The organism is Streptomyces sp. NBC_01298 (genome assembly GCF_035978755.1).
Taxonomy (GTDB): Bacteria; Actinomycetota; Actinomycetes; order Streptomycetales; family Streptomycetaceae; genus Streptomyces.
Map to the genome: position 1 here is coordinate 16347 of NZ_CP108415.1, position 25818 is coordinate 42164.

A 25818-nucleotide genomic window follows, 5' to 3' on the forward strand; every position below is an offset into this window, starting at 1 on the left:
AGGACGCGCAGGGACTTGGACCTGGACTGGGAGAGCCACGCACGCCGTCTTGCCGACGGGCACCTTCGGCCGGAGTCGCCGTGGTGGAAGCCGGTCGCCTGCACTCCCCGGCACCTGTTCGTGCCGAACTGGTGGGAGCGCGGCACAGGAGGCCGGGTGGTCCGCAACGGGCCAGACGACCCCGAAGCCTGGTTCAAGGCCGCCTACCGCAACCAGACCCTAGTCACCCGGATCGGTACCGATCACGCCGACCAGGTCGAACCGGGCACGATGGTGCCGTACGGCAGGTGGCCGACCTCGTCCTCGACGCTGCCCAGCCTGATGGCCACCATGTACCGGCACGCGATGCTCGCGGACGGCTCCCGCACCCTGGTGACCACCGGTACCGGATACGGCACCGCCCTCGCCTGCAGCCGCCTGGGCGACCACCTCGTCACCAGCGTGGACGTCGACCCCTACCTCGTGGAGGTCGCGACCGACCGGCTGGCCGGCATCGGCCTGCACCCGCGCACCGCCGTCTGCGACATCACCCAGACGCTGCCCGCCGACGTCGACCGCATCGTGTCCACCGTCTCCGTCCGGCCCGTGCCCGCTTCGTGGCTGACCGCGCTGCGCCCCGGGGGCCGGCTGGTCACCACCATCACCGGCACCGCGATGATCCTCGTCGCCGACAAGACGCCGGACGGCGGCGCCCGCGGCTTCATCTCCTCCGACCAGGCCACCTTCATGCGCACCCGCCACGGCGACGACTACGACGACGCCGTGGCGGCCGCCGAGGTATGGAAGGCCGCGGACGAGGACGGGGAGAGATCCGTCAGCCGCTACCCGCTCACCTACGTCCCGGACTCCTGGGCCGTGCAGGCCACCCTGGAACTGGAAGCGCCCGGCATCGAGCACCGCACCGAGCAGCACGAAGACGGCGGCCGCACCGTGTGGATGGCCCACCCCGACGGCTCCTGGGCCCGCGCCAGGACCACGAAAGCCCGCGACCTGCCAACGGTCCACCAAGGCGGCTCCCGCCGCCTGTGGGACCTGCTGACCGGCATCCTCGACCGCCTCATCATCGGCGGGGAGCTGCCGGTGACCGGGGCACGGGTCACGATCACCCCCGACGGACAGACCACGCTGTCCCGCGGCCGGTGGTCAACCACCCTGTAGATGCCACTGGCCGGTTGTCTGCCCGTGCCCGAGGTACCGCTCTGCCCGTTCCCAGCACGGCAGTTGACCGTCGCCAAGCGCCGGATACCAGCTCGCATAGGCTTCCGGCCACACCATTCACTCGTTCGGACGTAATCGCCGTAGGGGCGCGGGGGAGCCGGCCGGTGCTGCCAGGCTGGGAAAGAGCCCTGGTGACGCAACATGGGGGAAGGGAAAGGGTCGTTGGGTCAGTATCAGCTCACGGACTACCCGGCGATGTTCGTACCTGCGGATCCGCCGCGCGCTGGCCGCTTCGTGTTCTGGCGTCCGGCCGCGGCGATGGGCCCGGCCGACCAGCTCGCCGTGCCGCCCCAGGCACGGCTCAGTGAGCGCGGCACCACCGTTGTGCGCTGGTCCGGCGGCAAGGCCAAGACCGGGAGCGTCCCGTACTACACCCTCGGGCTGGAGGATGCCTGGCCGCTGCTGGTGCACTGCCGCACCCATGACCATGGGCACGAGGCGTGCCGGTTCTGGGGTGCCGCAGCCCTGATGGCGCTGCATCTGGTGGCTGACGGCCGACTGGCGCCGACGCTCACCGCGCGCGGGTACGACGCGTGGAAGACCACCGATCCCGGGCCGTGGCAGAACCAGCTCGACGCACTGCTCGCGGCCATGCCGCCGGAAGCACACGCAAGCGCGCTCTCGCACTCTTCCCCGGGCCATGGGCCGACCATGGGCGACCCCGGTCATCTGCTGTCCGCGTATCTCGACGCAATGGCCGACTTCCTGCCCCGCTCCCCCGGCGCCGCGGTGGTCACCGGCCAGGCCGCGTTCGCCGACCGTCCCGCCCTGCACGTACCGCACCTGCGCCTGGCCGGCCCCCGCATGGCCGGCCAGGCCGCGCTGGGCGTACGGCTGTCGTTGCGGCTGGAGCTCGACGCCGACGACAGTGAGACCGGGGTCCGCGCGGTCGTCCAGGTCCACGACAGCGCTGGCGGGCACCGGGTCGAGGACGCCGAATCCCTGTGGCGTGCCGTGCCTGCGCCCGGAACACCGGACGCCACCCGGCAGATGGAGTCCCTGCTCGCCCTGCGCCGCGCCGCCCGCACCTGGCCGCCGCTCGCCCGCCTCCTCGACGACCCGGGACGGGGTGGGGCTCTGGAACTGGACGAGACCGAGATCGACGAGCTGCTCGGCGATGCGGTCGCGCGCCTGGCCCGGGCGGACTGCGCCGTCCACTGGCCCCGCGACCTGGTCCGCGCCCTGACCGGGCGCACCGTCATCGCCCCGCGCCCCGAGGCTGTCGCGCCCAACCGTCTCTTCGGCGCGGAGCAGCTGCTGGAGTTCCAGTGGCGCGCCGCCGTGGACGACGACGATCTGACGGACGCCGAGATGGACGTCCTCGCGGAGGCTCGCAGGCCGTTCGTACGGCTACGGGACCGCTGGGTGCGAGTCGATGCAGCCCTGCTGCGGCGTGTCCGAGAACGCCGCCTTGGGCAGGTCAGCGCTGGCGAGGCCCTTGTCTGTGCGTTGACAGGCGCCGGGCAGATCGGCGAGGAGCGCGTCGAGGTCCATCCCACCGGCTGGCTGGCCGACCTGCGCACCGCCCTGACCGGCGCCGCGGACACCGAGGTGGCATCACCGGCCGGGCTCAAGGCGGAGCTGCGCCACTACCAGCGCCGCGGGCTCGCCTGGCTCCACCATCTGACCACCGGGCCGGTTGGTGGCGGAATCCTGGCGGATGACATGGGCCTGGGCAAGACGCTCATGCTGATCGCTCTGCACCTGCTGAACCAGGAGAGTGCGGCCACCGCCGGGCCGACGCTGGTGGTGTGTCCGGCCACCATGCTCGGTGCGTGGGAGCGGGAGATCGCGCGCTTCGCCCCCACCGTGCCGGTCCGCCGGTTCCACGGTCCCGCCCGCAGCCTCGAGCTCCTGCCCGCAGACGCGATCGTCCTGACCACCTACGCCACCTTGCGCCGCTCCACCGACCGCCTCACCTACACCCCATGGTCGCTCCTGGCAGCGGATGAGGCCCAGGCGGTCAAGAACGCCCTGTCCGGCGCCGCCGGGGCGCTGCGGGAGATCGACAGTCGCAGCCGGGTCGCACTGACCGGCACCCCCATGGAGAACTCCCTCGCGGACCTGTGGGCGCTGCTGGACTGGGCGACCAGCGGCCTGCTCGGCACATGGCCCGCGTTCCGCGAGCGCTTCGCCCGCCCGATCGAGGCCGGCCGCGACACAGCGGCCGCCGCCCGCCTCGCCGCGCTCATCTCCCCGCTGGTCCTGCGCCGCAGGAAGACCGACCCCGGCATCGCCCCCGAACTGCCGCCCAAGACCGACACGGACGCCTTCGTGCCGCTCAGCCGCGAGCAGGCAGCCCTGTACGAGGCTGTCACGCGCGAGGCCCTGCAGCAGATCCGGGCGGCCGACGGCATCAACAGGCGCGGCCTGGTGCTGAAGCTGCTCACCTCCCTGCGGCAGATCTGCAACCACCCGGCCCAGTACCTCAAGGAACCGGATCCGGTCATCGCGGGGCGCTCCGGAAAGATCGACCTCCTGGACACCCTCCTCGATCAGATCCTCGCCGAGGGGCAGTCCGTGCTGGTGTTCAGCCAGTACACGCAGGTACTCGACTTGCTGGCCACCCACCTCAAGCGGCGCGGCATCCCTCACCAGGGACTGACCGGGAAGACTCCCACCGGACAGCGTGATCAGCTCGTCCAGCGGTTCCAGGACGGCGAGTTCCCCGTCTTCCTGCTCTCGCTGCGTGCGGCTGGCAGCGGCCTGACACTGACCCGCGCGGAACACGTCCTGCAGATCGACCAGTGGTGGAACCCGGCTGTGATGGACCAGGCCGCCGACCGCGCCTACCGCATCGGACAGACCCGGCCGGTCCAGATCCACCGCTTCGTCGCCGAAGGCACCGTGGAGGAGAAAGTCCTCCAGCTCCTGGCCGCCAAACGGGAAACCGCCGACATGGTCCTGGGCGCCGAACAGCTGGGCCTGACCGAGCTGGGCGATGACCAGCTCGCCGACCTTGTCGCGCTTCGGAGGCACTGAACCGATGGTCCTCTTCCACACCTACGAGGAGCTCCACGGCACCGTCTACGTGCACCGCCCGACCACCGCCACCGCCGGGGACGATCACCGTGTCCGCGAGGCCTGGTACGGGGAGCTGATGCAGCAGCGCCGCGACGAGCAGCGCATGAACGCCGGGATGCCGTTCGTCGAGACGATCACCGACCTGACCGTGTGGCCTGGCCGGCTCGACGGCCTCATTCCCGTCGAGGATGTGCAACCCGCCCATCCCGGCGCCGGCTACGCCCACTCGCGCACACTCGACGTGTTCTGGCCCCGCCTGCCGGGCGAGAAGTGGCTCCTGCTCGCCGCCGCCACCCGCCCCCACGCCCACCACCTCGCCGCCTCCACCAGCCACGACGCGATGCTCCACATCATCGACCTCGCCTTCAGCCTTGGCGTGAGCCTGCTCCCCACACTCAGCGAGATCAGCAACTCCGACTGCCCCTGTCGCAGCCGCAAGAGGGTCTGCGACCACATCGCCGCCCTCATCGAGTACTACGCCCGGACCCTGGACCACGAGCCCCTCACCCTGCTGCTGCTGGGCGGATACGCCCCCACCGACTTCTTCGCCCTGGTAGACGACCCCGAGCACCTCAGCGCACAGCCTTACTACCGGCCCGAGAGCCTCCCGACTCCCGCAGCGGACGCCCGCGATCTCTATTACCGGCGCCAATGGCACGCCGCTCCGCCCCTCCCGGCCCTGCCCAGGCCGTCGCCCGAGCCAAGGGGCTCCGCGTCACTGCCCGACCTCGGTGATCCCGGCTACCAAGTCCTGGCCCGTGGTGCTGCCACCCGTGCGGCTGATCTGCTGAGCCAGGCCCTGCGCCGCCGCCGCAACCCGCTCGTCGACCCAGTTGGACAGCTGACGCCTGAGCAGGACGCGACCAGGCTGGAGGCCTTCGGGAACCCCGGCAAAGCAGCGGCGCCTCGCGGCTGATCGTCCTTGCCGCATGGTGATAGGGGTTGCTGAGCAGCCGTCGGACGGACGGGAGCGGGCCGGATGCCCTCCTCATCCTTCCAGACGGACAGCGCCCGCACCGACACTGATTCCGGTGCGAGTTCCCATCGTCACGATCGGCGAGGCCAAAGCGGCTCGGGCCGGTTCCACGATTCGCCCGCGGCCGCCGTGCGGCCCCGCCTACATTCGTGCCGTGGTCGTCTACCAACCTGAAACCCTGGGGCAGTGCTGCTCGCTCGGCGCCGTCTTACAGGGGTCGTTCGAGCGGGCCCGTGAGCGGTTCGCGGCCGTGTCCGGAGACGCGGAGGATCCGGAGCAGCCCGGCGTCACTGCGGCGATGACGCTCGTGGCCCTGGTCAATCTGTGCGACCACCGGATCGACGTACACGAAGCGGATCCCGGTCCTGTCCGCGGGTGTGCCGTCTGCACGCGCTTCGAGCTTTCAGTCCCGGCCGACCCCCGAGCCGGCGGCCCTCGGCTGAATCCGACCGCATGGACATACGAGCGCAGGGTCCATCACGTCGCACATGTAGTGGCACCCCACGTCGTACGGATGGTCTCGTAGGAACGTGGTACTCGATGCCGCCAGGCGGCTGCGACAGCGGCCTTCGGGCATCTTGAAAGCGCGAGGCAGCGAGCGTCGCCGCTCTGCGACGGTTCACCCTCGTGTGCCGTCTACGAGAGCAGTCGTTCCGGTGACGTCGCCCACCAGTGGGCCAGCTGGGGCAGCGTTTTGAAGCCGAGAGCGGTCCTGAGGTTCGAGAGGTGCACGCTCACTGTCCGCTCGCTCACCCCGAGATCCTTACCAATCTGGTCGTAGCCGCGGCCGGCGACGACACTGCGCAAGATTGTCCGCTGGAGCTTCGTGGTCTTGTGCTCCGCCCCGGTGCTGCCGGCGGGCTCGTCCTTCGCATCGGGCAGCCACGGGTCTGCCCGCTCCCATCCCGTATAGAAATACAAGGCCAGTACCTCGCAGACTGCCCGGTCCTGGCTGTACCAGGCGGTCTTGGGGATCAGGACGCCGTCTTCGTCGAAGGCTTCGAAGAAGGCGTGCGCCCGGTCGACGAGGATCAGCCGGGGGAAGCTCTCGCCCAGGGTCCGGACCTCCGCGCCGGCAGCCGTCACCTCGGCAACCCACTGGCTCTGGTTCGCGTTGCTGCGCTCACTGGCCCTGTAAATCGTACGGACCGTCACACCGCGCCGTGCGGGCTCCATGTGCCGGTTCAGAGCCCCTTTGAGGACTTTCGTCGACCGGAATCCGGGCTGGGCGGTGAGGATCTCGCGGCTGGCACCCATCGTGGTGCGGATCGTCTCAGCGTTCACCGCGTCCACGCTGCGCAGGTGGACGGATGCGGCCGGGCTGAAGGGCTGGCCGTGCCTCTGCTGTTCCGCTTCGAGCTCGCGCACGAAGGCGGGGATCTGGGCGAACTCCTCGACTGCGGCGCTCAGTGTCCTGAGCACGCTCGCGTGGAGCTGGGTCTCCAGGTAGTGCGGGGGCGTCGGTACGTAGATCCCGTGGTGGAAGGGGTTGGCGACCAGGACCCCCCTGGCCAGAAGATTCCTGAGGCCGGGCTCGTCTTCCTCGAGGAGCTCGCCTCGAAGCGCCCGTCGGTAGGTCTCCACCTCGATGTCGCACATGTGGGTCAAGGTCGTTCCAGGCAAGGGTATTTCCTGGTCTGTCACGAATGGCTCCCTCACCTTCCTGAAGTACAGATGAACTCAGTATCAGGAAGGTTGGCCGCATTCAGCAATCAGGTTGATCTCAGCGCGCGCCTCCCGCCACCGGCGGCGCGCGAAATGTCAGGTGTTCCCATTTCCGCTGGATATGGCAGCCCACTTGATGACGCCTACGCTCCTGGCGGGCAGCGGGGACTGTTCGTCCGGGCGCAAAGGGCACCCGCGCGCGGGCCGATCCCGCCGGGAGGACCCGGGGAGCAGACGCCGTCCCGCCTGCCGGGCAGACCGAGTGCCGGGCCGGTTCGGGGGGCCCACCCTGCATCAGGTTGGACAGCACCGGCCTTTCGACAGGAATGAGCTCTCCATGACCCACACTTACCTGCGCCGCTACGGCGCATCGCGAGGCGCGGCTGTCGGCGCCGCGGTCGCAGCCTGCCTGACGCTGGCCTCCGCCTGCAGCGGGCCGTCGGGCAGAGCGCAGCCGACTCCGGCTCCTCCCAGCTCCAGCGCCCCGGCCGCTCCTGTCGGCGTGGTGACCGAGGCCGAGGCCAACGCCATCCTCGACAATTACCAGGACGTCAACAACCGGGCGAACGCAGCTCAGGACGCGGAGCTGGTCTCCAGCGTGGAGGCCGGCCAGCTGTACGCACGGAGCAAGGCGCAGTACGAGCAGTACGGGACGCTGAGCGAGAAGGAAAAGCAGGAGTACAAGAAGCCCTTCTATTTCACAGAGCGGAATTTCTACATACCCGAAGGGGGAAACTGGTTCGCAGCCGAGGCCACCACCGAAGGAACCTCGCGCCAGCTGCTGGTCTTCGAGAAGTCCGCCGACACGGCGAACACATGGAAGAAGGTCGCCGCGAACTTCCCGGAGAAGTCCATGCCGCCCATTGAGACCAAGCAGGGGCTCGCCCTCACGGCCGACGCGGGCACGGCGGTCGGACCGTTGGCGCCGCGCACGGCGGGCGCGGCGGTCGAGGACCTCTTCGCAACGGGCGGGACGAAGGAAGGAGCGCAGCTCTCCCACGAGAACGAGAGCGCGAAGAGCATCCTCAAGAAGTACGCCGAGCGCGGCTCCAACCTGGGCCCGCAGGCACGGGTTTCCTTCCAGCCTGTTCCCCCGGGCAGCGGCAAGATCTACGCGCTGCGGACCGGGAGTGGTGTGATCGCTATCGTGCCCCTGGCGCACACCCAGGAGAGCCGCGTGACCGATCCCAGCCTCTTGATCACCCCCGGCACTGATGAGCGGGTGTACAACGCGACGTCCCGCTCTGTGGTTGTCAGTACGTTCCAGGGCACGGGTGTGGTGCTCCTGAGCAGTACTGGGCCCGCGACGCTCCTCGACTACCGGTACGAGCTGACCGGGTCCCGCTGACCGCTGCCACCGCACGGCTGCGTCGACAGGTCATCGTGATGAGCCGTGTCAGTGATTCTCCGGGCCGTCTGCGTCCATGTCGCTTCCACGGGCTGGCAGGCTCGTTGAGATCAGGAGCCGGGTGCGAGTCGCTGGAGGAGCCGACATGGGCAAACATCAGAAGGGCCGCAGGCACCGCCGTGTGAACCGTACCCCTCGGCCGGTGAGCAGGACCGGTAGGGACCGGGCCGCCCAGGGGGCGCCTTCAGTCGCGGCCGCGCCGGCCCCGGCGTCGGTTGGGGACAGTCTGGTGTTGCCCTCGCAGGGGAGGCCCGCCGCAGTGCCGGTGCCCGAGCCGGGCGGGTCGGCTTTCGCGAGCAAGGCTGACGGGGGTCTCGGCCATCCTGCGCGGCGCACGTGGAGCGCGCTACGGGCGGCAGGAACGCGGGAGAGCGGCGTGGGGGAGCTCTGCGAGGCGGTCGGGTTCACCGAGCGCACCGTCCTCAAGCACTTGGAGGGCCTGGCAGCGCATGGGCTCGCCGTTCAGGGGGTGGGTGGCGGCTGGGTGGCCGCTGACGCGGTTCAGGGGCTGCCGGAGCCACGGCCCGGGAATGCCGCTCTGGCCAGGACTGTCCTGTAGGGCCGGGAGTTCAGACCGCGTGGCGGGCAGCCGACTGCTGCGACTTCTCGTACGCGCAGGACGAGCAGGCGCATGCGTCGGACTCGACGTGTTCCGCCAGGACCTGGCACTGCAGGCAACCGCAGTAGGCGGACCCTCCCGGGGCCTGTGCGTGCCCCGGGCCCGGGGGCCGTGGAGCGGGCCATGCACCGGGGATGTGGGACGGGTCGCGGAAGTCGGTGGGCAAGGGGGCGGGCTCGGTGGGGGCGGGGCTGATCAGGACTCGCATGTACGCTCCCAGATCGCGTTCTTCGCGCATGGCCGTGATGTCTTCGACCTCGGCCGAGAGCATGAGCTGCGTCCCGTGGATGCCGCCCGGGCTGGGACTGTCGCTCTTCCTGCGGGCTGGTGACACCGGCGCCCCTCCCCTGCGGCCGCGTTCCTGTACGCCACGAGAGTGCGTCGGTGGTGTCGGCCGTGGGCAAGGGAGAGGGGAGCTGTCCCGCCGGACGGGAGCAGGGCCGGCCCGGGGTGGTCTGCCGGTCCGCCCCGCGGGACATGGTGCGCGGCGGCCTGCCGCCCAGCCCCCTGTGGGAGATGACCGGGTGTGCGGTCCTTTCCCGTCTGCCGGAACGCGCGGCACGGTTGGGATGCCTGGGCCTGGCATCCGGTGGCCGGTCTCTCACCGCCTGGCCCGAAAGCGCGGCAGGCTCACCTCGGAGCGGCCACGGCACCCTGCGAGACTGACTGCGGGGGCGCAGGTCGGCGCCCCTTTTGGGTAACCCGGCCCGAAGGGGGCGGGGTTGGACGATCCCAGGAGCAGTGATGAGTGACATGCCCCCGCCCGGTCCGGCGTTCACCGAGGTGAAGCTGACCGGCCCCGCCGATGAGGTGGCCCGGCTGATGCAGCTGCTCAGTGGCGTGGCTGAGGTGATCTTCGGTCCCTGCACGCAGCCCCACCGTGCGGGAGAGGTCTCGTGCACCGCTCAGCTGGTCGCCCATCCCTCCGCCGGGGCTGTGTCTGACGGGCAGAGTGCGTTGCTGACCGTGCAGGTCGGGCTTGAGGTCGAGCCGGGCGCGATTGAGGGTCTGCCGGGTGCGGCAGCTTCGGAGCAGGTGGAGAAGGCGGTGGCCGCCGCGGTGGCCGCCGCGGTGTCGGCGCTGCCGGGCGTCCGGGTCGCCAGCGGCCGCCTCGTCGCCGCGGTGGGGCTGCCCACAGCGCGGGAGTAGGCCGGTATGGCGGGGGCCGAGGCGCAGCTCGACAACGCGGGGACCGCCCTGTGGCTGACCGACGTTCAGACCGACGCCGACCCGGGGTGGACGCCCCGGCGCGTGCTGGCGCTGGTGGGCGGCGTGCCGGCGGGGCGGCTGGACTTCCTGGTCCACCCGGACGGACAGGCTCTGTCGGTGTGGATGCTGGAGGTGGAGCCGGAGTATCAGGGTCGCAACCTGGCCTCCGTGATGATGGACGCGCTGTACGAGGCGCACCCGACGGCATGGATCGACCACGGCGGCCGGACCCAGGACGGGGCGCGCTGGTGGAACCGGTATGCCGAACCGGCCCCGGAGCGCAACATCCACAACCGGCCGCCGGAGGAGTGGGCCCGCTACTTCGATGCCGTCGTGGTGATGGCGCAACGGGCCCGCAACGCCTACCAGAACCGGATGAACGGTCTGGACGGGCATGGCGCGGCCGAGTACCGGTACGGGGAGCGGCTGGAGGTGGTGGCGGCCCAGTGGGCGTCGGCGTACCGGCAAGCCCGGGCGCAGGGGCCGGACCCGGCGGCCCTGGAGCTGCACGGTGGGCTGCGGCTGGTGCTGCCGGACGAGCTGCGCCGGGTGATGAACGACGAGCGGCGGGATGCGGGCGAGCGGGCCGAGCGGCTGCTGGACCACATCGGGTACGGCAGCCTCCCGTACGCCGCCGGCTGGCACACCACCCGCAGGGCCGCGTTCGAGGACATGGCCCACGAGCAGGTCTTCGATCCGGCGCCCGCGGAAGACGTCACCCATGTCGCGTTCCGGGTGCGGCTGGCGCCCGGCCAGGAGATCCCGCGGCACGAGCTGCGGACGACCTGGGTCTCCTACACCGACTCGCCGGGGATCGAGGTGGAGCTGACGGGCATGTCCTGGCGGTCTCCGCAGACACCCTGGGCCACGCGCACCGCCGAGTTCGACCAGCCGATCGACGCGGCCATCGCGCCCGAGTACTGGGGCGAGGCCAGTGCGCAGTACACAGCGCGGTTCGACGAGATCGGCGAACTGCGGCCAGGTCAGAGACCGCGCCGGGCCGGGGCCGGTGATCCGCTCGCGGGTCGGGAGGCGGACATCGCGGCCATGGCCGCCAAGCTCCAGGAGGCAAGTCGCCAGCGTGTCGCCGCCTCCCTGCCTGCGCCGGCTCGGGAAGTGTTCGAGAGCCTGCGGGCGCCCCAGCAGACCCCGTCACCCCAGTCGCCTCGCCTGCGGTAGGGCGGCATCGGGCTCAGGCTGCGCGCTGCCCTGGGGTGAGGGCTATGTCGACGGCCGGCCCCGCTGCGGGGCGACTCCGAGACGGCGGCCCAGCTTCGGCTCGGGCAGGCTGTCGCGTCTATGCGGTCTCGCTGCTGAGCCGGTGCAGCAGGGCGGCCGCCAGGGCGTTGAGGGCGACGGCGTCGGCGCGGGTCCATGCGGCCGAGGCGATGGCGCCGTCGTTGTGCTGGGGCCCGCTGGCCTGGCTGAAGGCCGCCTGGATGATGTCGGCGTAGCCGTCGGCCTGCGCGGCGATCCGGTCCTGGAGGATCCCGTACCGGTCGGCCTGGTCCTGGTCGTCCCGCTTCTTGGTGCCGCCCGTGGGCCAGACGCCCAGGGTCCGCATCAGTGTCAGGGCGAGGCGGGTCTCGCGGATCGCGTCCGTGTACTCGCCTGCCGTGATCTGCCGGTCCGCGGTGCGCAGGTGCTCGGCGGCCTGCCGGATCGGGCCATGTGCCATCGGCAGCGGGATGGTGATGGTGAACGAGGCGGTCAGGCCGACGCTCGCGAGTTGCTGCTCCCAGGTGCTCGCGGCGACCTGCCGGGTCTCCTGCAGGTGGGCGACTGGGTGTGCGGTGCTCTGCGGAAGGGTTCCCTGCAGATCCACCAGGACGCTGAAGTCGCGGCCGCCGCGGTGCTCTTCCAGGGCCAAGAGCTGCGCGGAGGTGACCGGGACGACGAGCTCCGCGGACACGCTGGTGGCCTTGGTGCGCAGCGGTACGAGGGTGGGCAGGAAGGAGCCGATCCAGCCGATGCCTTCGGCCGCGCGGAGTTCGCCGGCGAGCGTGAAGTGGTTGACGCCGTCGGCGACGTTGAGGGGTTCGACGTCGATGCGTACGGCCAGGCGGTGCGCGCCCAGCCCAGGAAGCAGTCCCACGGCCGGGACGCCGTGCTGCTCCGGCGCCCGCAGTCTGATGTGGGTGCCGTCCTCGAACTTCAACTCCGCAACCATCCGGCCGCCTCCTGTCTTTCCGGGTGATTGTCCGCTGCGGAGCTGCTCGCGCGCCGGTGAATTCCAGGACGGGTGCGGTGGCGCCGGCATCGTGCAACAGCCTGCGGCCCGAACAGCCATGTCAGTACCCGATGGCATGGTTGGCCCCGATATGAACCACACTCGGCTTGGAGGCCACGATGCAGGATGAGGGAAAGCTGATCCTCGCGTACGCGATGGAGGGCAGCGACGACGCGGCGTGGGTGCTGCACCGCGTCGGCGACAGCGATCACACGGCCGTGATGGACGACAGGCTGGATGCCGACGCTGTGAACGGCGCCAAGGAATGGGCGTCCGAGCTGCTGAAGAGCTGGGGCCACGACGTGGACGGCCTTGCGTGGACGCCGCACCGCCCTGATCCGTCGGCAGCGGTGGACTACTGGAACGTGCGCTTCCCCGGCGACGACGGGACGGACGGCCAGTAGACCGGACCCGACCGCCCGCGGCGCAGGCGACCAGTCGGGCAGCCCGTAGCAGTCTGGAGACGACTGTGGGGCCCGGATCTCACTCGGCGGGCCCCACGGGACCAGAAACCCTGGCCATCGGCTCCCCCAGCGTACGGTCTGGCCGCGGCGGGCGCCGAGGCGACCCGGCTTCGCAGTTGATGAGCTGTTCTCACCGGCGCGGCGCGGCGTGAGCGGGCAGTGCGCGCCCTAGCCTCTGGCCATGGCTGAGATGTTCGATCACGTGCCGCAGGTGTGGACGGCAGGGCAGCTGCGGAACGCGCTCACCGCAGTTCCCGATGAGACCCCGATCCATGTCGGGGTGGCAGACGGGCCGGGTGACTTCGTCGGCGGGTACGACGAGTTCGTACTGGTCAACGCTGAGCCCGTGGAGCTGGCAGACGGCAGCAAAACGGTCCCGCCTCAGGTCCGGTTCACGCTCTTCGCCGATGCCGCGGCGGGTGCGTACTACCTCGACGTGGAGTGATCCCGGAGAGTGCTACCGGCCGGGCGCCCGCCCGTCGGAGGCTTGGTGCTGGTGGGCGGTGGCCTGTCGCTGGTCCTGCTGAGCCGGTGCACGGGGCAGGTGAGGGTCCGTCCCGCCCGCCTGGGTGACACGCTGGATCCGGTCGCGTGCCCGCGCCTCAAGACGTTCAACGAACGCCGCGATCCGCTCCTGCTCCTCGGCGGCGAGCCGGTCGAGGTCGGCGTGCGTGACTGCCTCGATGTCGGCAAGGTCGATGTACTCGACACCGTCCGCAGCCGGCCCGTCAGTGGTCTGCTGGTTCAGCTGGGCGATCAAGCGCTGCTTGCGCTCGAAGTACTCGGTGAAGTCGTCTCTGTCCCCTACGGCTGCCTCTTGGCGTGTCAGGCGTCCGTCGCGCTGCTCGATCGGCGGCGGGACGTAGGTGGGGGCGAACGTCTGGGCCCAACGGGCGGAGGCCTTGTTCGCGGCGGCAATGAAGGACGGTCGATCGAGTCGGTGGGCAGTACCGGCGAGGCTGTCGAGGCTGGGGTCGCTGTAGTCGTGGCGGGCCACCAGGAGGTGGTCGGCAGCTCGCGCCAGTTCGAGCAGAGACTCACGGGCGATCGGGTCTCTGAGCAGATCGGCGTGGACGGCCAGGACGCTGCCGGATGCGGGCTGCGGCTGGAGTGCGGCGTCGCGGGCGGAGATGACCGTGCACTGCACGCCGGGCTGGAGCGCGGCGACCGTCGCGCGGGTTTCCTCGTGCAGGACCACTGACTCCACGATGGTCAGCGGGGATCCATTGCGGGCTGCGAGAGCGGCTGCCGCGGCGACGAGTGTCTCCCGTCCGCCCATGCCCTGCTCGTAGGTGATGAGTCCGCCGCCGTCCGCGACGAGTGCCTCGACGGTCTGCGCGATCAGGGGGGTGCGCAGCATGCTGGTGTCCAAGAGTCCTCCCGCTGCCAGTGGTTGAGGTGCCGGGCCCTCGAGGCAGCCTAGGGCCGGCGGTGGGCTCCGGCGCGGTCCGGCAGCGGCGCCTCCCGTGGGGTGGGACGCGGGCTCGCTGGGCGTTGCGTGGTGCGGGAAGTCTGCTCGCGGCCGCGGGGGTGGTGGCGGCGCCGTGCGGCGGGGGCGGGCCCGTGAGGCGGGACACGGGGAGAGCCACTGGATGCTTCGTGCCCGCGAGGCGGGAGGAGTACTGGCGGGCGCGGGCTGGGCTGGGCCGCGGTGCCCACGATGGCCGCGACCCAGTGGTTCTCCGTGTTCGGATGACAGGAAGCGATGACGATGCAGCGCAGTGTTCGGTCCCGGCGGTACCGCCCCCTGGTGGCGGCGGCTCTCCTTGGCGGTCTGGCTCTGACGGTGGGGTGCGGCCCCACTGCGGGCGGCTCGCCGGGCGGGGCCGCGAAGAGTGCCCGGCCCGGCGGCGCGGCAGGGGCGCAGGAGCTCGTGCTCGGCCAGCCCAGCCAGGAGGAGCAGGAGATCACTCGGTGGGACACGACAGGCAAGTTCCTGATCACCCCGCAGAAGGTCGTCGAGGGCAAGCCGGAGGATCTGCAGGGGCTGGGCGAGGACGGCAAGTTCGCGGGTCAGAAGGTGGCGTGGGTGTACGTGGATGCCCGGCATGTGGGCGGGGAGCCGGTCAAGGGCCCGATGGTCATGACGAACGTCGGCGCGAAGACGACCGACGGCGCCAAGGCGACCCGGCTGCTGCTCTTCGGGGACCTGAGCAGCCGACCGACGGACTGCACGAGTGAGGACCTGGAGTCGGTCTTCAAGGAGGGCGAGAGCCGCAGCATGTGCGCGCCGTACCTGATCCCCGCGGGCGCGAAGGTGGGGAAGGTGACCTACTCCCAGGGCTACTACAAGGATCCGCTGGCGTGGAAGGTGCCGTAGCTGCCGCGGTCCGGTCCGGCGGCGTGGTCCTGCCGAGGCCGGGGCGCGGCACTTGGTGACGCGGCAGGCGCGGCCTGGGCGCCTGCCGTGACAGGTCAGGCGGCGGGATGAGGGGCGACGAGATCGAGCAGTGCCGGGGTGTCGGCGGAGATCCTGCGGTACGACACCAGGGCCCGGCCGGCTCGGCGCCGGTAGGCGGCGGACTGCGCCGGGTCCGGGATGGTCTCCGGCAGGTGCACGGCCTTGTCGAGGACGGCCAGCGTGGCCAGGAGCGTGGCCGTGGTGCCCGAGAGGCTCTGTGCGATGGGGTCGAGGATCTCGGGGAGGAGGCCAGGCCGCTGAGGATCCTCCGGGGTGGCCATCGCGACGTGCGGGAGGTCGCTGCCGGCCTCGGGACGGTAGCGGCCGTTGTGGTCCAGGGCGAAGTGGAAGGCGGCAAGGGGCGAGAAGAGCTTGCCCCTGCCCCATTCGGTCGAGAAGTAGGCCTCCATGGCGTACCCGTCCTCGGCCGGGCGGCTGGTGACGAGCCAGCCGATGGCTGTCACCGGCCCCAGGGAGTTGAGCTTTTGCGCTTCGATGAACGTGAGCTGGTGCCGGGGAAGAACGGATTGGTGGCGCAGGCGTGCGAACAGCTCCGGTGCCGGGGTACGGGAGACCTTGTCGTGGACCGCTTCGGCGGCGACGACGCGGGCACCGTGGAGTTCGCGTACGGACAAGCCGGTGCCGCCGGGCCGGACCTGGCGGGCCAGACGCGCCGCTTCCGGGGAGGCCAGCAGCCTGCGGACTCTCATCGCTCGGGGGCTGTCGTCGCCAGTTGCCTGCACGGTCTGCAGGAAGTCGTAAAGCGAGGGCGGCTGGGGCTGGGCGAGTTGCCGGTCGAACAGACGCGTCATGGGGGCCTCTTTGTGGTCAGGCACGGCTGGGGTCAGGACCGTGCTGCGCGTGCGGGGCCGCCGGGTGCGGGGGTGCCGCACCCGGCGCGGCGGTTGGGCTGGATCAGACGGATCCGGCGCCGGTGATGTGCTGGGGGGCGAGGCCGCCCAGCAGCTGCTGAGACAGGGCGCCCGGGTCGATCTGGGCGGCTTGGTCGGGAGCGGTGGCCTGTTCGCCCTTGCCGACGCGCAGCACCAGGGCGAACTTGTTGCTCTTGGCCGTGTCCGCGAGCGGGGCGAGGTCCACCGATACCGTGCTCAGGGCACCGTTCTTGATGGCGAAGTCGGCGGTGACGGGCTTGTCCGGGGCGCCTTTGAGGTCCTGGCTGGTCGGCAGGTTGGCGCCCGGCGGAAGGTCGCCCGCCAGCGGGCGGAGTTCGTCGACCAGGCCGGTGAGGAGGGTCTTGAAGGAGGCGGTGGCGGTGATGTGGTCGGCGCCGTTCTTGGTTCCGGTGTCCTTGAGCTGGACCTCGCGGGTGATCAGGTCCTGCAGGCCCTTGATGGCCTTCTTCTTCCGGGCGTCGGCGGCGGGGTCGCTGGAGGGGCCGGTGTCCTTGCCCGGGGCGTTCTTGGTGAGGCTGTCGGCGGGCATCTTCACCCAGCCGCCGCCGAGGATCTCCTTGAGCGCGGTGGCGTCCGGGGGCAGCTGGCCGGGAGCGGGGAGCTTGCTGCCGGCGGCCTTCTCGAGCGCCTTCACCCCGGCGCGCAGGTAGGCCCAGTCGCCGACCTGGCGGTACTCCAGCAGGTCGCCGTCCGGGCCGGAGACCTTCACCGCCATGCCGGTGATGTCGGTGTCGGAGGAGTCCTGGAGCGGCTTCTTCGACTGCACGGAGACCGACACGCGGGCGCCGGCCAGGAGCTGGGCAACCTGGTCGGGCATCTCCTTGCCGGGGGCGGAGCCGGAGTCCAGTTTCTTGAGGGTGGCGGCGTCGGTGTCGAGGCCGAGTTCGAGGGAGATGGCCTTCTGCCGGCCGAGCTTGTCGACGGACTGGTCGAGTTTCTGCGCGGCGGTGAGGTTCTCGGCGGTGCCGCAGGCGGCGGTGCCCGCGAGGACGGCGGCGGCGACAGCGGTGGCGGCGAGGGTTTTGCGTATGGCGGGAATGTCGGTCTCCGGAAGGTGGGTGGGTGCGGCAGTCGCTGGCCGCTGGACGTTGCGCATGACACCCGGCATGGCCCAAGGTCCTTGTGGGTGCGCGCTGTTGAAGGCATCCCGCCGAGCGGGCGGGGGTGTTGCGGTGGCCCCCAGCGGAAACACCGCGGGGCGCAGGAGGCTGCAGGTGCCCGCGGACCCGTGGTGCGGCCCGGGGCTGGGGGTCAGCTGGAGGGGGCGCGGAACATGAAGACGCCGGGTCCGGGACTTGAGCCGGTGGTGATCGTGGCCAGGCTGCCGGAGGCGTAGTCGATGATCGCGGAGTTCAGCATGAAGAGGCTGTCGGGGGCCTTGACGGTGCTGATCTTGGTGCGGTCGCCGGTCTTGGCCGAGTACGCGTAGAACTCCATGTCGGAGATGCTCTTGCCGCCGAGGACGTAGACGGTGTCGTCGTCCGCGCCGACGAAGCGGGGCTGGGCGGCCGCGCCGACGGGGCGGGTCCAGCGGTGGGCTCCGGTGGCCAGGTCGAAGGCGGCGACCTGGGTGGGGGCGCCCTCCATACTCAGGCTGTCGCCAGCGGCGACGTAGACGGTGGTGTCGGTGAGCTGGACGTTGTACTTCTCGGCCCGGCCCAGCAGGTTGAACTGGCCGATGGTCGCGGGCCCGGCCTGCGTTGCCAGCTTGATGCGCCGGGCGACGGCGCCCTCGCGGGTGAGGGTCACCAGCTCGGGCGGTGTGGTGTGGTCGAAGGAGTCCGGGCGGACCAGCGCGGTCATGGGCGCGGCCGAGACCAGGTCGATGCTTCCGTCCTTGGGCGTGGGCATCGGTTCGGGGGTGGCGGAGAGCTGCTTGCCGTTCGCGTCGAGGGTGGCGATCTCGTAGGTCCAGGTGGCACCGTGCTCGGTGCCGAGCAGGACGACGATGCGGTCGGGGCCGATGGCCATGTCCCAGTTCAGGACGTAGGTGTCGGTCCGGACGCCGGGGTTCTTCCAGGTCCAGGCGGTGGACTTGTCGGTGCGCAGGCCCACGACGGTGTTGCCGGTCATGACGGCGAGGACGTCACCGGTGAAGCCGAGGCGGGTGGTGTCGTCGGTCAGCGGCTTGCCCCCCAGGAGTTCGGCGCTGACGGTGGTCGTCCACCGGGCGGTGTTGCCTTTGCGGGTGTCGATGAGGGTGATGTGGTCGCAGGTGGCCTTGGGACTGTCGGGGTCGCCCTTGAGCCAGGCGAGCGCGCCCAGGCCGTCCTTGCTCAGGCCGTCGCTCATGCCGCAGGGGCTCATGCCGGGCTCGGGCGGCTCGATGGTGCCCAGCTGCTTTCCGGTGACCGGGTCGAGGACGGTGATGCCGGTGCCTCGGCCGACGTAGAGCGCGGTGTCGGTGCGCCAGCTGCCCAGCAGCTTGGTGCGCAGGAGGTCGCCGGTGACCGGGGCGCTCTTCCAGGCCTGTTCGAGGCGCGGGGGCGCGAACGGGCCCTTCGGGGCTTTCGTCTTCGTGCTCGGTGTCGCGGTGGGCTTCTTCTTGCTGCCGGGGCCGGGGGCGGCGTTGTTCGCGCAGGCCGTGAGCGCGGCGGCGAGGACGACCGCGCCCAGGCCTGCGGCGAGGACCCGGCGCCCGCCGCGTCGTCGTGCGGTCCTCCGGGCCTGGCCGCTACCGGGGGCCTGCTGGAGGTTGTCGTGGGAGGGGGTGGTCATCGGGGCGCGCCTTCCTGCTGCTTGATGCTGTCGTGGACGCGAAGGCCCTCGGCCGCGGCCCGGCGCAGGGTCCGCACTGCGCGACGCATCCAGCCGGGACGGGCGGCGCGGCGGGCACGGCGCTGGCGGCGGCGCTCCGCGGCCGCGGCCGCGACGAGGCGCTGATGGCCGGCGACGCGCAGCCGCTCCTGCATCTCGGCCTGGATGGCTTCGGGGGTGTGGTGAATCAAGAGGAGGCTTTCCGTTCGGGTCCAAGGCGCCTTTGGTCCTGTCCTTCACGGCGAGTGTGCTCAGAGGTGGGCCGACCGGGAGCCCGGCGGCAGCCTCGTCCCGTCGGGCGGGACGAGGGGGCGGGTTGATGTGCTTCCGGTTGCGCAGGGCGGGAACGGGGCCGGACCGGGCACCGGTTGGGGCAGGCCGGATCTTGCTCTCGGTGGGCGCGGGTTCCGTCGGTGTCTCTGGCCGGGCAGTGGCATTTGATCTTGATTGCCCGGGTGACGGTCATCCACTGGCCGGCTGACGGCAACCGGCCTTCCAGGGAAGCCCATCGGCATCCTGTTGCCGCTTTTCCTGCGGATTGAAGTATTTTGACCTGCCGGTTCTTCATGCCCGCAGGACTTGTGTGCTCATCTACCGCGTGTTGTTTGACCAGACATGCGTTTCTGGAGTTAAGTGACGCGCAGCTTCAGGTGGCAGAGGGTCACTCACTCTGGGGCCTGTTCGTTTCACGGTCGGCCGGTGGCGGCCGCTCGCAGATCAAGGGCTTTTGTGATGTTGGACTTGGCTGAGTTGATGCGGCCGCGGTCGCAGCGGTGGGTCGCTGCGCGCGCCGGGGTGGGAACGCAGACTCTGCGCAACCTGCATCGGATCGGGCTGATGCCCGCCGCCGAGGAACTGCAGGCCGTTGACGCCGTCCTGGCGCTCTGTGCGACCACCCTGAGTGCCAACCGCTCCACGAACCGCAGGACGAAGGCCGGCGCGCGGACCGAGGAGGCTCTCGCGCGCGACCACCAGGTGATGGCGCTGGCGCGGCAGATGCTGGAGGCCGGCTCCGTCGAGGCGCGGACGACCCTGGTGGTCGACGGCAACCGGGTGGAGGCGCAGCACGCCCTGGAGGCTGTCGCGGACTGGATGCATCAGGACGTGGAGGCGCCCGAGCCCCTGGTCCTGATCCCTCTCGGCCGGTGGGCCACCTCGATGCTGAAGGTCGTGGCGGAGGAAGGGGATGGTGACCTTGCGAGCGTTCCCGCTCTGGTCGGCTGACCCCTCTTCGTTCGCGACGGCGGCCGGTTGGCCCGAAGGCGCTCCCGGCGCCGGAGCCGGCCGCGGCGGCGCGCTGCCGTACGGGGAGGCGGGCGGCCGTGGAGAGTAGGGCGGGCGAAGTCGCCGCCTGGTGCGCCCGGCGGGGGTGGCCGGTCTTCCCTCTGCGCGCTGGCCACAAGACGCCCCGGCCCGGCTGCGGCCGGTGCCGGCTGTCGAGCACCCAGTACGAGCCGCACGCACCGGCCGGGTGCCCTTGCATCGAACAGGGGCGCTGGTGCCACGGCTTCTATGCCGCCACGGTCGAGCCCGAGCGGATCGCCCGGTGGTGGAGCGAGCAGCCGGTCCCCGGCGTGGGCGTCTCCACGGGGGCGGCCGGTCTCGTGGTGGTCGACGTGGACTGCCATGTCGACGGCCCGGTGGAGGCAGAGCGTGTGCTGCCCGGCTTCGAGGTCTCGGCGGAGGACGCGCGCCAGGTGCGCACCGGGCTGGACACCCTCATGCTTCTGGCACGCCTGGCCGGAGGGCCGGAGGCGGTGGAGGACATGGGGACGCTGACGGTGCAGACGCCGTCCGGCGGCCTTCACCTCTGGTTCGCCGCTCCCCGCAACACCCGCTGGGCCAGCTCCGCGGGCGGCGACCACGACGGACGGGCACTGGGCTGGCAGTTGGACGTGCGTGCTCAGGGCGGCTACATCGTGGCGCCGGGGACCCGTACCGACGCCGGGGTCTACCGGGCGCTCGGCGACGTCCGCGTTCCCGCCCTGCTGCCGAGCTGGCTGGCCGGTGCCCTCCAGCGCACCGGCCACCTGCTTGGCGCCGCTCCCCGGCCGCGCGTAGCCCGGGTTCCGAACCTGGCTCGGCGGATCGCGGCTCCGCAGTCGGAGTCCGCGTGGGCGAGCGCGGTGGTGACCACGGCGCTCGCGCAGGTGGCCGAGTGCGAGCGGCTGTCGGAGGGCAGCGGCTGGAGCAGCAAGCTCAACAAGGCCGCCTTCACCATGGGGGGGCTGGTCGCGGCCGGCTTGGTGCCGAGCGATGCGGAGGCCCGGAACGCCCTCATCGAGGCGGCTGTGCAGGCCCGCCCGCACCGTGAACGAGAAGCGCACCGGATCATCCAGTCCGGGCTGATCGCTGGGCAGCGACGCCCCCTGAACCCGACGAAAGACCGCTGAGTCATGAGCTACACAAGCGCCAGCTCGGCCGTACCAACGAGCCGGGTCCCGGGCGACGCGTCCTACCAGCCGGGCCGCGCCGCCCACCAGCTGACGGCTGGGACTGCCCTTGCGCAGCCCCAGCTCCTGCTTCCCGAGAGCCTCACCGACTGGGGCATGGCCCATCTGTTCCTGTCCGTGTACGGCGACTACTACCGGTACGTGCGCGACATGGGCTGGTACCGGTGGGCGGACTACCGATGGCTCCCGGACAGCAACACCACCGGCATCCGGTACTCCGCCATGCAGCTGGCGAACAGCATGCCCCGCAGGGATCCCCGGACCGATGAGAACGTGCGCTACCCGGACGGCGAGATGGCTCGCTACCGCAAGCGCGCCCTCAGCGCAGCGGGGGCGGCCGCCTTGGTGAAGATGGCCGAGACCCTGCCCGAGCTCACCCTGGAGCCCGAGGAGCTGGATTCCGATCCGTACGCCCTGTGCACCCCTGGCGGGGTGGTGGACCTGCGCACGGGCGGGATGGTGCCGGCCTCCCCATCGCAGAGCCACACCCACGCGACCGCCGTCACGCCGCGGGTCATGCCCACACCCATGTGGAACCGCTTCCTGACCGACACCTTCGGCGACGACGAGGCCGGAGAGGAGATGAAGACCTACCTGCAGAGCCTGTGCGGGTACTCGATCTCCGGCGATCAGGCCGCGCAGATCCTGGCCTTCCTCTACGGCCTGGGGCAGAACGGCAAGTCCGTGCTGGTCGACGTCCTTTTGTCCCTGCTCGGCGAGTACGCCGACTCCGCACCGCCCAACTTCCTCATGGCCTCCCCCTATGCCGACCACCCGACCGAGCTGGCCGACCTCCAGGGGCGGCGGCTGGTGGTGTGCTCGGAGATCAATCAGGGATCCAGGTTCGACGAGGCGAAGTTCAAGCTGCTCACCGGCGGCGACCGCATCAAGGCACGCCGCATGTACGAAAACTTCTACAGCTTCGCGCCCACGCACAAGCTGTGGCTCGTGGGCAACCACAGGCCTGTCGTGCAGGCCGGCGGATTCGGCTTCTGGCGGCGGATGCGCATCATCGAGTTCAACCGCATCGTCCCCAGCGAACTGGTCGTCGACAACCTCGGCCACCGGCTGGTGGAGAGCGAGGGGCCCGGCATCCTGCAGTGGCTGGTCGACGGGGCCAAGCAGTACTTCAACGGCAAGGATCTCCAGCTCAACGGCCCTCAGCGGGTGAGGCTGGCCACGCAGGACTACGAAGAGTCGGAGGACTCCGTCGGCCGGTTCCTCAAGGACTGCTGCGTGATCGGCAGCGAATACCGCGTGCTCCAGCCGCATCTGGGGAAGGCCTACCGGGCGTGGTGCCAGTCGGAGGGCCTGACGCCCGTGTCCCCTCGGGACCTCGGTGGCGCCGTCCGGCAGAAGCTGAACATTCCTTCCGGAGAGCTGCCCAAGACCAACGGGCAGCGCTACTTCCCCGGCCTCGGGCTGCTGGCCCCGGGCGCGGACGAGAGGACTGGAGCATGAGGCAGGGGCTCATCCAGGGGCCGATGCAGGGGCTGTCCGCACACCCCGTCCCGCCCTCAGGAAACCGCAGGTCAGAGCCCTTCCCGACCCTCCCACAGGGGCTGAAAGGGGCCGACTTTGGGGAATCTCCTCCAATCACTAGTCCCACCTTTGCAGCTCAACAATCTAAGAAGTCAGCCCCTTTCAGCCCCTGCGAGCTTTCCAATGACGCCTGAGAACCTCTCTGACCTGCTGTTTTCCTCACAAGAGGGTGGCAGGGGCGCAGGGCGCGAGTCAGCCCCTTTCACGGCCCCTGTGCCGGCCCCCCGCCACGAACTGACGTATCCGGGAGTGACACCGATGTCCGACGCAGGGGCGACGAGCCTCTCCCAGGAGGTGAAGATCGTCTGGGTCGAGGGCTGGGCGACCGTCGACGCCAAGTACGACTACGTCCGCTGGATGTTCGAGAAGACACGGAACCGGACGGGGAAGCCGCGTGGAGCGATGAGGGCAGGCCGCATCGTGGGGTACGCCGAGCTCGAGGAGACCGCGGAGCCCACGGAGCCGTCACGGCGCTACCGCCGGCGCGTCTTCTACGTCAAGGACAACGACCGAAGCGAACCCGGTGGCCAGTATCAGGACGCGACCCCGCACGAGGCCGTGGACCCCCGAACACTGCAGCCCGGGGCCAAGGGCAAACTCACCGACCGCGCCCGGGGCCGTCGCGTGGGCAAGCCCGATTCCAGCAGCGCGGAGTCCGGTCCTTCCGACGGCATGCTGTTCTGACCGCACTTTTGGCGGAACCCGGCCCCTTCAGCCACTGCCCCCGCTGACACCACGACCGGTGAGGATTGCATGCCCTCGGCCCCTTCAGCCCCTTCCCGGAGAGCCGCAACGCTCTGACCAGCACTTACGTGGAGGGGCCGACCGTGGCTGAGGCTCCACCCCACGGGCCTTGTGAGCCCCTCAGCTCGCCTGTGGATGCCCCTGCTCATCGCGGGCGCCTTCAAGGACCTTGCGCCAGGAAGTGACGTCGGGCCTGCGGCGCAGCAGTGCCCGGCGTTCGCGTTCCGTCATACCGCCCCAGATGCCGAACTCGATGCGGTTGTCGAGGGCTTCGGCCAGGCATTCTGTGCGGACCGTGCATCCGGTGCAGACGCTCTTCGCGCGCTTCTGCTGCGTGCTCTCCACGAACATCTCGTCGGTGTTTGTGTTCCGGCAGGCCGCGTCCTCGTCCCAGTGCGCTCCCGTGCTCGGCACCTCTGCCCTCCCCCGTCGAACCATGATCCCCACAGCGAGCCTATGCCGTTCCGGCGCCATCTGTTGATGAGCGAACCAGCGGGGTCGCGCGGGACTGCCCATGGTGGTCCCGCCACGATGTGTGCGCCTGGTCATTTCCGGCGCCGCCGCCTCGGAAGCCACCAGCCCCTGGGCCGGTCCGGTGCTGGGGCGGGGGTGGGGGCGGGGGTGAGCTGCAACGGATAGTCCTCCGTCAGCGGCGTCTGCAGCCGGGCCTGGACTGCGGCCAGCTCCTCTTCACGGAGGCGCTGGTCCTCGCGGGCGCGCAGGTCCGCCTGCCGTATCTCCTCCTCCAGCTCGGCGGCATACTGCGCGGCTCTCTCCCGTCTCCGCTGCTGCTCCTGCTGGCGGCGGCGTTCGGTGTCCTGGCTCTGCCGCTCCTGCAGCGCGTCCAGGCGTTCTTGGGCGGCTTCCTGATCGGCGAGAAGCCGGATGCGCTCCTGGCGGTGCCGTGCGCGTGCCGAGGTGAGGAGCTCGCCGGCAGACAGGTCGATACGGCACTCCTCCAGTGGATCAGCCGCGATGTAGCAGGCGCGGAAGTTGTGTTCCGGGGGCAGGGCGTAGAGGGCAGGGTTGCGGACGAGCCGGCTGGTCCGGCTTCGGGGCGGTGCGGCGGGGGCGAAGAGCGCGGTGGCGGTACCTATGGTGCGGGCCGTGGGGTCGAGCCACAGCGGGACCACCTCGTCCTGGAGCATCGCCTGGTGCAGGCCGCTGAGGCCGACGGCAGCCGTCCAGCCGGGATCGCGGTGGGCGAGCTCCTCCCGGCGGGCTGGGCCGGAGGCTGCCCGGCTGCGCCACTGGGGCCCGTGATGGGCGAAGACCCAGATGTCGACCACACCGGCCCGGGCGTAGAAGCCGTGCCGTGCGCGCCACTCTTCCCCGGTCAGTGTCGAGTACTGGACCTCCAGCGCCACTCGGGCGGAGCCGTCCGGAGAGACCGCCAGCACGTCGGGGCGCCGCCAGCCCTCGGGCATGGAGATAGGGGTGTCGTCGATATGCAGCCGCCAACCGTGCAGGCTCGGCTCTGCGGCGGCCCACCGGGCCAGCAGTTCCTTCGCGCTCAGGTGCCACAGGGTCTCCGGGCCGGTGCCGCTGGCGTGGTCAGCACCAGCCCGGTGGGCGAAGTGGTGCCGCCTCGACGGGCTCGCGACGACGCGGGCGAACGGCCCGCAGCCGGGCATCGGGCACAGCAGCATGCCGCCCCGGATGTAGGCGCGCCAGGTCACTCCCGGGCGGATCTCGCCGTCGGCTTGGCCGTCGGGCAGGTACACCAGCGCCTTGGTATCCCCGTCACGCGCCCACACCTGCCGCTTCTCCTGCTGAAATGCCCGAGGGAAGTCAGCGTGACCGCTCTGCCCCTGCGTACTCATGCGCCCATCCCGCCTGCCGTGCCCACCCGTTCCCCTCCATGGCCAGCCGTCGTTGCCCGCAGTCTCCGCAGAACAAGAGGCTGTGGGGCAGGTCGTGAACTGTCGTCCCGTACGACGGGAGGTCCGGCGGAGCCGACACCTGGGGACGTAGCGCTCCACGGAATCCACGCCGGGCGGCTGCCCGCGGGCACGTCCTGGCACGGTGACGGATGCCAAGCTGCTACCGTGCCGGTTCAGGCCGCTGCTGAGCGGCCCGACCGCTTGCGCCAACGCCCAACCCCGGCTACCTGGCGCTTCTTCGGGCGGCGAACCGTGCCACGGGCTCGGGCCTCACCTCACACCCACAGGACGTCTCCTTGAGCCTGCGGTGC

The 25818-nt window shown here is 70.8% G+C and carries 23 protein-coding genes; 13 read left to right on the forward strand and 10 right to left on the reverse strand.

Going from position 1 to position 25818, the window contains the following annotated elements; genetic code table 11:
* Nucleotides 1-21 precede the first annotated feature (21 nt).
* The 3 genes from OG730_RS41340 (at nt 22) to OG730_RS41350 (ending at nt 5158) form a co-directional block, all read left to right on the forward strand.
* Complete coding sequence (locus OG730_RS41340; protein WP_327309876.1) at nt 22-1158, forward strand: methyltransferase domain-containing protein; 1137 nt, start codon at nt 22-24, stop codon at nt 1156-1158.
* A 255-nt stretch (nt 1159-1413) separates the two neighbouring features.
* Nucleotides 1414-4200 carry a DEAD/DEAH box helicase gene (locus OG730_RS41345; RefSeq protein WP_327309877.1) on the forward strand — a complete coding sequence of 929 codons (2787 nt, stop codon included), beginning with the start codon at nt 1414-1416 and terminating at the stop codon, nt 4198-4200.
* A gap of 4 nt (nt 4201-4204) precedes the next feature.
* Nucleotides 4205-5158 carry a hypothetical protein gene (locus OG730_RS41350; RefSeq protein ID WP_327309758.1) on the forward strand — a complete coding sequence of 318 codons (954 nt, stop codon included), beginning with the start codon at nt 4205-4207 and terminating at the stop codon, nt 5156-5158.
* 696 nt (nt 5159-5854) lie between these two features.
* Here OG730_RS41350 and OG730_RS41355 read toward each other — a convergent pair.
* Entirely contained in the window at nt 5855-6817 is a 963-nt protein-coding gene (locus OG730_RS41355) for a LuxR C-terminal-related transcriptional regulator (RefSeq protein ID WP_327309757.1), read from the reverse strand.
* A gap of 403 nt (nt 6818-7220) precedes the next feature.
* Between OG730_RS41355 and OG730_RS41360 the strand changes: the two genes are divergently transcribed.
* Complete coding sequence (locus OG730_RS41360) at nt 7221-8231, forward strand: DUF8094 domain-containing protein (RefSeq protein WP_327309756.1); 1011 nt, start codon at nt 7221-7223, stop codon at nt 8229-8231.
* Nucleotides 8232-8860: 629 nt separating this feature from the next.
* On the opposite strand, the gene OG730_RS41365 is transcribed toward OG730_RS41360, so the two are convergent.
* Nucleotides 8861-9244, reverse strand: coding sequence for a hypothetical protein (locus OG730_RS41365; protein ID WP_327309755.1), 384 nt, complete (start codon nt 9242-9244; stop codon nt 8861-8863).
* Nucleotides 9245-9654: 410 nt separating this feature from the next.
* Between OG730_RS41365 and OG730_RS41370 the strand changes: the two genes are divergently transcribed.
* On the forward strand, nt 9655-10059 hold the full coding sequence (locus OG730_RS41370) for a hypothetical protein (RefSeq protein WP_327309754.1): 405 nt from the start codon (nt 9655-9657) through the stop codon (nt 10057-10059).
* Between the two features lie 6 nt (nt 10060-10065).
* Nucleotides 10066-11298, forward strand: coding sequence for a hypothetical protein (locus OG730_RS41375; protein ID WP_327309753.1), 1233 nt, complete (start codon nt 10066-10068; stop codon nt 11296-11298).
* Nucleotides 11299-11416: 118 nt separating this feature from the next.
* Here OG730_RS41375 and OG730_RS41380 read toward each other — a convergent pair whose 3' ends face one another.
* The gene (locus OG730_RS41380) at nt 11417-12289 is read right to left on the reverse strand and encodes a hypothetical protein (protein ID WP_327309752.1); all 873 of its coding nucleotides are present in this window, start codon (nt 12287-12289) and stop codon (nt 11417-11419) included.
* 179 nt (nt 12290-12468) lie between these two features.
* Between OG730_RS41380 and OG730_RS41385 the strand changes: the two genes are divergently transcribed.
* Together OG730_RS41385 and OG730_RS41390 are read left to right on the forward strand one after the other, a co-directional pair.
* Nucleotides 12469-12753: a hypothetical protein gene (locus OG730_RS41385; protein WP_327309751.1), complete on the forward strand. Its 285-nt coding sequence runs from the start codon at nt 12469-12471 to the stop codon at nt 12751-12753.
* A gap of 241 nt (nt 12754-12994) precedes the next feature.
* Entirely contained in the window at nt 12995-13258 is a 264-nt protein-coding gene (locus OG730_RS41390; protein ID WP_327309750.1) for a DUF6225 family protein, read from the forward strand.
* Nucleotides 13259-13270: 12 nt separating this feature from the next.
* Here the strand turns inward: OG730_RS41390 and OG730_RS41395 are convergent, their stop codons facing one another.
* Nucleotides 13271-14185, reverse strand: a complete 915-nt coding sequence (locus OG730_RS41395) for a hypothetical protein (RefSeq protein WP_327309749.1) — start codon at nt 14183-14185, stop codon at nt 13271-13273.
* Between the two features lie 339 nt (nt 14186-14524).
* Here OG730_RS41395 and OG730_RS41400 point away from each other — a divergent pair, with 339 nt between their 5' ends.
* Nucleotides 14525-15133: a hypothetical protein gene (locus tag OG730_RS41400; RefSeq protein ID WP_327309748.1), complete on the forward strand. Its 609-nt coding sequence runs from the start codon at nt 14525-14527 to the stop codon at nt 15131-15133.
* Between the two features lie 95 nt (nt 15134-15228).
* Here the strand turns inward: OG730_RS41400 and OG730_RS41405 are convergent, their stop codons facing one another.
* The 4 genes from OG730_RS41405 to OG730_RS41420 form a co-directional block, all read right to left on the reverse strand.
* Entirely contained in the window at nt 15229-16026 is a 798-nt protein-coding gene (locus tag OG730_RS41405; RefSeq protein WP_327309747.1) for a hypothetical protein, read from the reverse strand.
* 103 nt (nt 16027-16129) lie between these two features.
* Nucleotides 16130-17236 carry a hypothetical protein gene (locus tag OG730_RS41410; protein WP_327309746.1) on the reverse strand — a complete coding sequence of 369 codons (1107 nt, stop codon included), beginning with the start codon at nt 17234-17236 and terminating at the stop codon, nt 16130-16132.
* Nucleotides 17237-17379: 143 nt separating this feature from the next.
* Nucleotides 17380-18846, reverse strand: a complete 1467-nt coding sequence (locus OG730_RS41415; protein ID WP_327309745.1) for a hypothetical protein — start codon at nt 18844-18846, stop codon at nt 17380-17382.
* Nucleotides 18843-19076 (reverse strand): hypothetical protein, encoded by a 234-nt coding sequence (locus OG730_RS41420; protein WP_327309744.1) that lies wholly within the window; start codon nt 19074-19076, stop codon nt 18843-18845. The genes OG730_RS41415 and OG730_RS41420 overlap by 4 nt, the downstream gene beginning before the upstream one ends.
* Nucleotides 19077-19722: 646 nt before the next feature.
* Between OG730_RS41420 and OG730_RS41425 the strand changes: the two genes are divergently transcribed.
* The 4 genes from OG730_RS41425 to OG730_RS41440 all read left to right on the forward strand — a co-directional run bounded on the left by OG730_RS41425 (nt 19723) and on the right by OG730_RS41440 (nt 23564).
* Nucleotides 19723-20109: a hypothetical protein gene (locus OG730_RS41425; RefSeq protein WP_327309743.1), complete on the forward strand. Its 387-nt coding sequence runs from the start codon at nt 19723-19725 to the stop codon at nt 20107-20109.
* Between the two features lie 98 nt (nt 20110-20207).
* Nucleotides 20208-21278, forward strand: coding sequence for a bifunctional DNA primase/polymerase (locus tag OG730_RS41430; protein WP_327309742.1), 1071 nt, complete (start codon nt 20208-20210; stop codon nt 21276-21278).
* 3 nt (nt 21279-21281) lie between these two features.
* A complete protein-coding gene (locus tag OG730_RS41435) occupies nt 21282-22799 on the forward strand; it encodes a DNA primase family protein (protein WP_327309741.1) in 1518 nt (505 codons plus the stop codon).
* A gap of 339 nt (nt 22800-23138) precedes the next feature.
* Nucleotides 23139-23564 carry a DUF6009 family protein gene (locus OG730_RS41440; RefSeq protein WP_327309740.1) on the forward strand — a complete coding sequence of 142 codons (426 nt, stop codon included), beginning with the start codon at nt 23139-23141 and terminating at the stop codon, nt 23562-23564.
* Nucleotides 23565-23744: 180 nt separating this feature from the next.
* Here OG730_RS41440 and OG730_RS41445 read toward each other — a convergent pair whose 3' ends face one another.
* Together OG730_RS41445 and OG730_RS41450 are read right to left on the reverse strand one after the other, a co-directional pair.
* On the reverse strand, nt 23745-24062 hold the full coding sequence (locus tag OG730_RS41445) for a WhiB family transcriptional regulator (RefSeq protein WP_327309739.1): 318 nt from the start codon (nt 24060-24062) through the stop codon (nt 23745-23747).
* A 107-nt stretch (nt 24063-24169) separates the two neighbouring features.
* The gene (locus OG730_RS41450) at nt 24170-25447 is read right to left on the reverse strand and encodes a competence protein CoiA family protein (RefSeq protein WP_327309738.1); all 1278 of its coding nucleotides are present in this window, start codon (nt 25445-25447) and stop codon (nt 24170-24172) included.
* Nucleotides 25448-25818: the final 371 nt, after the last annotated feature.